This is a genomic window from Azotobacter beijerinckii (assembly GCF_900110885.1).
Lineage (GTDB): Bacteria > Pseudomonadota > Gammaproteobacteria > Pseudomonadales > Pseudomonadaceae > Azotobacter > Azotobacter beijerinckii.
The window spans coordinates 20,621-29,207 of the sequence record NZ_FOFJ01000044.1 but is presented as its reverse complement, the minus strand read 5'-3'; the positions used below and the strand labels follow the sequence as shown (position 1 = coordinate 29,207).

Sequence of the window (8,587 nt, the reverse complement as noted above, 5' to 3'; positions counted from 1 at the left end):
GCTTCGTCACCCACATCCGGCTTGGTCTTGAACCGCTCGGCCTCCAGGCGCTTGAGCCACAGACAGAAGCCGTTGCGATGCCAGTACAGAATTTTCACTTGGTTGCGTGTGCGATTGAGGAAGACGAACAACACAGGGTCGAACACCGCGACCTTGATATCCAACTCGACCAGGGCTGCCAGGCCATTGATGGATTTACGGAAATCGACCGGCTTGGGGTAGAGGTAAACAGCTTTGACGTTGGGGGCGGGACGCATCATGCGGGGCAAGTTCCAGAAGGAATCGGGAGCTCAGCATCAGATCTCAGGGCGCGGTTTCGAAGGTAGGGTTTATGGAGCGGTTACGCATCGTCAACCCGAAGGTGCGTTTCTATCAGGCATCGACGTCCGAAATGTTCGGCAAGGTGCAGGCGATTCCGCAAATCGAGACCACGCCGTTCTACCCCCGCAGCCCCTATGGCGTAGCCAAGCTGTATGCGCACTGGATGACCATCAACTACCGCGAGTCCTACGGCATCTTCGGTACCAGCGGCATCCTCTTCAACCATGAGTCACCGCTGCGTGGCCGCGAGTTCGTGACCCGCAAGATCACCGACTCCGTCGCCAAGATCAAGCTGGGCAAGCAGGACGTGCTGGAGCTGGGCAACATGGATGCCAAGCGCGACTGGGGTTTCGCCAAGGAGTATGTGGAGGGGATGTGGCGCATGCTGCAGGCCGACGAGCCGGATACCTTCGTGCTGGCGACCAACCGTACCGAAACCGTGCGCGATTTTGTCTCCCTAGCCTGCAAGGCCGCCGATATCAACGTGGAGTGGAAAGGCGAGGGCGAGCGGGAGCAGGGTATCGACAGCGCTACTGGCAAGGTGGTCGTGGCGGTCAATCCGAAGTTCTACCGTCCGGCGGAGGTGGAGCTGCTGATCGGCAATCCGGCCAAGGCCAGGGAGAAGCTCGGCTGGGAGCCGAAGACTTCGCTGGAGGAGCTGTGCCGCATGATGGTGGAAGCCGATCTGCGCCGCAACGAGCAGGGCTTTTCGTTCTAGGGAATGAGCGCGCGAGGAGAGCGCTTCTCTCCTCGGCTTGATTCATGGCGCTGTTCTTGTAGCGACTGGCCCCTTTCGGTCTTTCCGCACTGTGGCTTGTCAAAGCATTCGACAGGCCCGGTGCCAGTACGCTGCGCCTCCTCGACAAAGCCACAGTTTTCAAAGGAAAAAAGCAATGAATCATGTTTTGCTGACCGGAGCGAACGGCTTCGTGGGCAAGGTGTTGCGGACGAAGCTGTGCGAGGCCGGGTATCGAGTGACCGGCACGGTGTCCTCGGAGCCTCTGCTGCGGGATGGCGTCGACCATGTGCGCCTGGATATTCGTAACGCGGCGGAGGTCGAGCAAGTCGTGCAGCAGATTCGGCCGACCCATGTGGTTCACCTGGCGGCGATTTCCCATGTGCCGACCAGCTTTCGCGACCCTGTACTGACTTGGCAGACCAACGTGATGGGGAGCTTGAATCTGCTCGAGGCCGTCAAGAGCCATGTGCCCGAGGCCTTCGTGCTGTTCGCTAGCTCTTCCGAAGTCTATGGCGAGGCATTCAAGGCGGGGGAGCCGCTGGACGAGGGCAGTGTCTGCCAGCCGATGAATCCCTATGCGGCCAGCAAGCTGGCGGCCGAGCTGGCCTTTGTCCAGTATTTCCGCCAGGGGCTGCGCGGAGTCATCGCCCGCCCCTTCAATCACATCGGGCCGGGCCAGTCGCCCGATTTCGTCACGGCATCCTTCGCCAAGCAGATTGCCGAGATCGAACAGGGCTTGCAGCCGCCGGTGTTGCGGGTGGGTAACCTGGAGGCCTGTCGCGATTTTCTCGACGTGCGCGACGTCTGTGATGCCTATGTGAAGCTGCTGGACCTTGCGGACCGGCCCGCCGACCAGCGGATCTTCAATATCGCCTCGGGACAGGCTCGAAAGATTCGCGAACTCCTCGACGAGTTGCTGGCTCAGAGTCCGGCTTCCATCGCCGTGGAGCAGGACCCGCAACGCCTGCGCCCTTCGGACATTCCTTTCGCGGTGGGCGATTGCCGGCGCCTGCAGGCTTCGACAGGCTGGCAACCGGCCCATGCGCTGGGCGAGACGCTTGGAGCGCTCTTGAACGACTGGCGGGAAAAGGCAGCGACTGTTCGATGAAACTTCTGCTCAACACGGAGTCGCTGGTTCCGCCACTGACGGGGATCGGCAACTACACCCTCAACTTGCTGCGCGAGCTGCAAGCTTTCGCGGCCATCGAGCAAATCGATTGCTTTACCGGCAATCGCCTGGTTTCGGCGGCCGAAGTGCTGGCGGCCAGCGATGATGAAGTGGCTGGAGAAGGGCGGGGAGCTTTGGGGGATACGCCGAGCATGCGGCTGCGCAAGCTGATACGCGGCCTGCCGCTGGCCTATCGGGCGCATGCCGCCTTGCGCAAGGCCCGCTTCCGGCTGGCCACGCGTGCAAGCCGGGACTTTGTCTACCACGAGCCGAATTTCATCCTGAAAGATCACGAGGGTCCCTGTATCACGACCATTCACGATCTTTCCTGCATGCGCTTTCCCCAGTTCCATCCAGCCGAGCGGGTGGCCTGGTTGGACCGCGAGCTACCGCGAACCTTGAGCCGGGCCGACTTCATCGTTACGCCTTCGGAACTGGTTCGCCATGAATTGATCGAGCAGTTCGGCGTGCCGGCCGAGCGGGTCCGGGCGACCCATCTGGGCGCGGATGCGCGCTTTTTTCCGCGCACGGCGGAGCAGACCCAGGCCGTGCTGGCGCGCCATGGCTTGCAGCATGGGCGCTATGTGGCCTTTGTCGGGACGATCGAGCCGCGTAAAGGGGTCGATCAGTTGCTGGCGGCCTGGATGCAGCTGCCGGTTTCGTTGCGACGAGCCTATCCGCTGATCGTTGCCGGCGCCTCGGGTTGGCGGAACGACGAGTTGATGGCGAACATCCAGTCTCTGCAGGCCTCCGGCGAGATCCGCTATCTGCGATTCGTCAGCGCTGCCGACCTGCCATTCCTGTATTCGGGGGCTGCGGCCTTCGTCTATCCATCGCTCTACGAGGGCTTCGGTTTGCCGGTGCTGGAGGCCATGGCCAGCGGGACGCCGGTGATCTGCACGGCCGGTACCTCGATGGCCGAGTTTGCCGGCGAGGTGGCCATGCTGTGCGAGGCGAACGATACGGAGGGACTGGCGGCGAGCCTGCACGAGCTGCTCGAAGATGAGCCGTTGAGGGAGCGCCTGATCCGCCGGGGCCTGGAGCAGGCGCGCCTGTTCTCTTGGACGCGCTGTGCTCGCGAGACCTTGGAGGTCTACTCCAGGGTTACGTGATTGCGTTTCACCACATACCGTCCGCGCATCTCCAGAAAGGGCGCCTCGATCGTCCGGTAGCTCAAGCTCGCCACCCCCCAGGAAAGCGCCAGTACACCGGCGCCCACCAGCAGCGCATTCAAGTGCGAGCTGGCGAACCAGTCCGGGGTGCCGAGCAGCCGCATGCCGAGGAAGATCACCAGTCCGTGCCACAGGTACAGCGAAAAGCTGATCTCCCCGCCGCGCTCCAGCAGTCGTCCCAGCCAGCCCCACAGATTGCCGCGCCAGTGGGCATAGCTCAGGACGACCAGCGCCCAGGCCAGGGCCTCCACCGTCGGCCAGGCCAGCCAGGCAACCTGTACCGGGTCGGGTGAAAAGAAGCTCGCCGCGTATTTCTGCACCTCCAGCAGCGCCCATACCGCCAGCCCGGCGCCGACCACCCAGGCGCCGTGCAAGGGACGCAGAATGTACAGCGCCGCATACTGTGCGGCGAGCATGCCGATCAGGAACTGGTCCAGGCGTCCGAGCAGCGTCGAATAGATCATGTGGGTCGGGCGCTCGCTGAGCAAAAAGGCGCCCAGCTTGAACAGCAGCAACAGAGCGATCAGGCGCAGCAGATAGCCCGGCCCCTGGGCCAGCGCGAAGCGCGCCAGGAAGGGAAAGATCAGATAGAAGGTGAACTCCACCGATATCGTCCAGGCGGCTCCGGTCATGAGCTGCTTGCTGGTCGGCGGATCGCCGATGTTGGAAAAGAACAGGTACAGGACATCCTGAGGGCGAAAGGCATCCCGGTTCACCGACACCGCCACCATGAACACCACCACGAACAGCGGGAAGATCCGCAGCGTCCGGTTTTTCAGGAAGCGGCCGTAGTCGAGAGCGCCTTCGGCCCGCAGGGCGATGCTCATGAACAGGTAGCCGCTCAACACGAAGAACAGGCTCACGCCCGTATGCCCCTCCACCAACCAGCCGAAACCGAAGGCGTCGGGATGGGGCTGCCAATTCCCGAAAAACGCGTGGAATACATGGAACATCAGCACCAGCAGCGCCGCCAGGCAACGCAGATGGGCCAGCCGCGGGTTCCAGGGAAGATTGCTTGAAGGAGTGGTTGGGAAAGGAAGAGACATGCCAAACCTGCGCAATGCAAAAACGCGCAGTCTGCGCATGCGTATGGGGCGTGGCAAGTCGCAAGGGCGGGGCAGACCGGAAGGCCTGACCCACTAAGGGCAGCACAATTCGGCAGGGTGGGTAAAACCTGCAGCTTTTCAGGCTTTCCGGGGTACACGGCGGGTTTCACCCGCCCTACGAGAGCCGCTGGGGGGCTTGGGTAGGGCGGGTGAAACCCGCGCGGATTTTCCGGGAGCTGTTGCCAGATCAGTCGAAGGTCTCGGCCTGTTCCAGGAGAACGCCATCCCGATCCTTGGCCGACAGCGAGGGTTCGCCATCCAGCGGCCAGGGCAGGTCGAGGGTCGGGTCGTTCCAGAGGATGCTGCGTTCGTGTTCCGGCGCCCAGTAGTCGGTGGTCTTGTAGAGGAATTCGGCCGACTCGGAAACCACGACGAAACCGTGGGCGAAGCCCTCGGGTATCCACAGCTGGCGCTTGTTCTCGGCCGACAGGGTGACGCCGACCCACTTGCCGAAGGTCGGCGAACTGCGGCGCAGGTCCACCGCCACGTCCCACACCTCGCCGGAAACCACCCGCACCAGTTTTCCCTGCGGCTGGCGGATCTGGTAATGCAGGCCGCGCAGCACGCCCTTCACCGAGCGGGAGTGGTTGTCCTGCACGAATTCGGGATTGGCGCCGGTCAGCTCGGCGAAGCGGCGGGCATTGAAGCTCTCGAAGAAGAAGCCGCGCTCGTCGCCGAACACCTTGGGCTCGATGATGAAGACGTCGGGAATCTCGGTCTGGATCGCGTGCATCAGTACACCTTCTCCTGCAGCAGGTTGAGCAGATACTGGCCGTAGCCGTTCTTCGACATGGGGGCCGCTAGGGCCTGCAGGGCTTCGTCGCCGATCCAGCCCTGGCGCCAGGCGATCTCTTCCGGTGCGGCCACCTTCAGCCCCTGGCGGTGTTCGATGGTCTGAATGAACTGGCTGGCCTCCAGCATGCTGTCGTGGGTGCCGGTATCCAGCCAGGCATAGCCACGGCCCATCAGCTCGACGTGCAACTGCTCGCGCTGCAGGTAAAGCATGTTGAGGTCGGTGATCTCCAGCTCGCCGCGAGCCGAGGGCTTGACCTGCTTGGCCAGCTCCACCACCTGCTCGTCGTAGAAGTACAGACCGGTGACCGCGTAGCGCGACTTGGGCTGCTTGGGCTTTTCCTCGAGGCTCAGCACCCGGCCGTCCGGGGCGAACTCGGCCACACCGTAGCGCTCCGGGTCATGGACCGCATAGGCGAACACCGTGGCTCCGCTGCGGCGGGTGTCGGCGTTATGCAGCAGGGCTGCGAAGTCATGGCCGTGGAAAATGTTGTCGCCCAGCACCAGGGCGCAAGGCGCGCCGGCCAGGAACTCCTCGCCGATCAGGAAGGCCTGAGCCAGGCCGTCCGGCGAGGGCTGCACCGCATAGGAAAGCTGGATGCCCCACTGGCTGCCGTCGCCGAGGAGTTGCTGGAAGCGCGGCGTGTCCTGCGGTGTGGAAATGATCAGGATCTCGCGGATGCCGCTCAGCAGCAGGACCGACAGCGGGTAATACACCATCGGCTTGTCGTAGATCGGCAGCAGCTGCTTGGAAACCGCCAGGGTGGCAGGGTAGAGGCGGGTGCCGGAGCCGCCGGCGAGGATGATGCCTTTTCGATTTTGCATGATAAATCAGTCCTTTGTCGTTTCAGTCAGCATGCGCGCCACACCGTCCTGCCAGTTCGGCAGGTGCAAGCCGAAGGTTTCCTGCAGCTTGGTCGTGTCGAGACGCGAATTGAGGGGACGCTGCGCCGGGGTCGGATAGGCGCTGGTGGGGATGGCCTCGATCTGCTCGTGGCCGACCTTGAGAACCTCGCCGGCCTGCTCGGTCTGCAGCAGCACGAAGCGGGCGTAATCGAACCAGGAGGTTTCGCCAGCCGCTGCCAGGTGATAGACGCCCCCCAGGGGGGAGGCATCGGCGCTGCCCAGTACCTGGCGCAGCGCATGGGCGGTCACGTCGGCGATCAGCTCGGCGCCGGTCGGTGCGCCGATCTGATCGGCGATCACCCGCAGTTGATCGCGTTCCCGGGCCAGGCGCAGCATGGTCTTGGCGAAGTTGCCGCCGCGTGCCGCATAGACCCAACTGGTGCGAAACACCAGCGCCCGGGCGCCACTGGCGGCGATCGCCGCCTCGCCGGCCAGCTTGCTGCGACCGTAGACCGACAGCGGCCCGGTCGGCGCGTCCTCGCGCCAGGGCTGTTCGCCGCTACCGTCGAACACATAGTCGGTCGAGTAATGCACCAGCCAGGCGCCCAGTCGGGCGGCCTCCCGCGCCAGCACGCCGGGTGCCTCGCCATTGATGCGCAGCGCCAGTTCCGGCTCGTTTTCCGCCTTGTCCACCGCCGTGTAGGCCGCGGCGTTGACGATTACGTCCGGATCGAGCGCGCGCAGGGTGGCGGTCAGACCGTCGAGGTCGGCCAGATCTCCGCACAATCCCTGCTCGCCGTGGCGATCCAGCGCCACCACTTCGCCCAGCGGCGCCAGAGCGCGCTGCAGTTCCCATCCGACCTGACCATTCTTGCCCAGCAGCAGAATCCTCATGCCTTGGCCCCGTATTGCGTCTGCACCCAGTCGCGATAGCTACCGTCCAGCACGCCGGTCACCCACTCTTGGTTGGCCAGGTACCACTGCACCGTCTTGCGGATTCCGGTCTCGAAGGTTTCCGCCGGCTTCCAGCCGAGTTCACGCTCGAGCTTGCGGGCGTCGATGGCGTAACGGCGGTCATGGCCGGGACGATCGGTGACGAAGGTGACCAATTCGGCATAGTTGCTCAGCGGCTCGCCGCTCTGGGCATGGCGAACGCCCCGCTTGCCGGCCGGCGCCAGTTCGTCCAGCAGGGCACAGACGGTCTGCACGATGTCGATATTGGCCTTCTCGTTCCAGCCGCCGACGTTGTAGGTCTCGCCCGGCGTGCCGGCGTCGAGCACGCGACGGATGGCTGCGCAGTGGTCTTCCACATACAGCCAGTCGCGGATCTGCTGGCCGTCGCCGTACACCGGCAGCGGCTTGCCGGCCAGCGCATTGACGATCATCAGCGGGATCAGCTTCTCCGGGAAGTGATAGGGCCCGTAGTTGTTCGAGCAGTTGGTGGTCAGCACCGGCAGCCCATAGGTGTGATGATAGGCGCGGACCATGTGGTCGGAGCCCGCCTTGGACGCCGAGTAGGGGCTGTTCGGCGCGTAGGGCGTGGTTTCGCTGAAGGCCGGATCGTTCGGCCCCAGGGTGCCGTACACCTCGTCGGTGGAGACGTGCAGGAAGCGGAATGCCGCCTTGTCCGCGGCCTCCAGGCCATTCCAGTAAGCGCGTGTCGCCTCCAGCAGGCGGAAGGTACCGACCACGTTGGTCTCGACGAAGGCTTCCGGGCCGATGATCGAGCGGTCCACATGAGATTCCGCGGCGAAATGCAGCACCGCCCGTGGCTTGTGCTCGGCGAACAGCTGCTTCAGCAGCTCTGTATCGCGAATATCGCCTTGCACGAACCGATGCTGCGGCGACTGTTCCAGCGACTGCAGGTTGGCCAGGTTGCCGGCATAGGTCAGCGCGTCCAGATTCAGAACGGTTTCATCGGTGTTGCGGCACCATTGCAGAACGAAATTCGAACCGATGAAGCCGGCGCCGCCTGTTACGAAGATCATGGTATTCCCTTATATAACGAAAAGTGGAGAGGGTAGTGGTCAGGTAATTATGAAAAATAGAGCAGGTGAGCACTGTCTTGTTTTGATATTGAATATAGGCTGGCTACGGAGTTTCTCCTTTGGCACACTGCTAACTCGCTGTTATGACTGCTTGTTTCTTGACTAGACCGATTTGATTAAAAAATCAATTCTTTGAGTCTCGTTGGGGGCAGGATTGGGCGCTCTCTTTAAAAAGAGAGCTGTCAGGCGATCAGTCGAGATGGTTTAGTCATCATATGATCAGTCTTGGTCAGCGTGTCAGCAACGAAGATGCTTGGAGTGCTGTTGGTAAAAAGTACTTTGCTGTTTGTAGCCTGCAATAAAATTGTTAAGAAATGATGCATTATTGATTCTTTATGCGGCTGTCTTATTCGTGGTGCCCATCTGACGCCAGTCGTAGGCGAACTCGCCGACCG

The 8,587-nt window shown here is 62.7% G+C and carries 8 protein-coding genes and 1 pseudogene; 3 read left to right on the top strand and 6 right to left on the bottom strand.

From position 1 onward, the window contains the following. A partial coding sequence (gene tnpB, locus BMY22_RS17245) for an IS66 family insertion sequence element accessory protein TnpB (protein ID WP_143068532.1) occupies window positions 1-260 on the bottom strand: 260 nt, incomplete at its 3' end. Window positions 261-334: 74 nt separating this feature from the next. Here tnpB and BMY22_RS17240 point away from each other — a divergent pair. The 3 genes and pseudogenes from BMY22_RS17240 to BMY22_RS17230 form a co-directional block, all read left to right on the top strand. Next, window positions 335-1,039 (top strand): annotated as a pseudogene (locus BMY22_RS17240) (GDP-mannose 4,6-dehydratase); the annotation flags it as partial. Window positions 1,040-1,214: 175 nt separating this feature from the next. Then, window positions 1,215-2,168: a GDP-mannose 4,6-dehydratase gene (locus BMY22_RS17235; protein WP_090624096.1), complete on the top strand. Its 954-nt coding sequence runs from the start codon at window positions 1,215-1,217 to the stop codon at window positions 2,166-2,168. Continuing rightward, a complete protein-coding gene (locus BMY22_RS17230; protein ID WP_090624094.1) occupies window positions 2,165-3,340 on the top strand; it encodes a glycosyltransferase family 4 protein in 1,176 nt (391 codons plus the stop codon). The genes BMY22_RS17235 and BMY22_RS17230 overlap by 4 nt, the downstream gene beginning before the upstream one ends. On the opposite strand, the gene BMY22_RS17225 is transcribed toward BMY22_RS17230, so the two are convergent. From BMY22_RS17225 to rfbB, 5 genes are all read right to left on the bottom strand, one after another. Next, entirely contained in the window at window positions 3,322-4,446 is a 1,125-nt protein-coding gene (locus tag BMY22_RS17225; protein WP_167363760.1) for an acyltransferase family protein, read from the bottom strand. The genes BMY22_RS17230 and BMY22_RS17225 overlap by 19 nt on opposite strands. 247 nt (window positions 4,447-4,693) lie before the next feature. Further along, window positions 4,694-5,239: a dTDP-4-dehydrorhamnose 3,5-epimerase gene (gene rfbC / locus BMY22_RS17220; protein WP_090624092.1), complete on the bottom strand. Its 546-nt coding sequence runs from the start codon at window positions 5,237-5,239 to the stop codon at window positions 4,694-4,696. Then, on the bottom strand, window positions 5,239-6,123 hold the full coding sequence (rfbA, locus tag BMY22_RS17215) for a glucose-1-phosphate thymidylyltransferase RfbA (RefSeq protein ID WP_208599323.1): 885 nt from the start codon (window positions 6,121-6,123) through the stop codon (window positions 5,239-5,241). Before rfbA ends, rfbC begins: the two co-directional genes overlap by 1 nt. Window positions 6,124-6,129: 6 nt before the next feature. After that, window positions 6,130-7,038, bottom strand: coding sequence for a dTDP-4-dehydrorhamnose reductase (gene rfbD / locus BMY22_RS17210; protein WP_090624090.1), 909 nt, complete (start codon window positions 7,036-7,038; stop codon window positions 6,130-6,132). Then, complete coding sequence (gene rfbB, locus BMY22_RS17205; protein WP_090624088.1) at window positions 7,035-8,132, bottom strand: dTDP-glucose 4,6-dehydratase; 1,098 nt, start codon at window positions 8,130-8,132, stop codon at window positions 7,035-7,037. The genes rfbD and rfbB overlap by 4 nt, the downstream gene beginning before the upstream one ends. Between the last annotated feature and the right edge of the window lie 455 nt (window positions 8,133-8,587).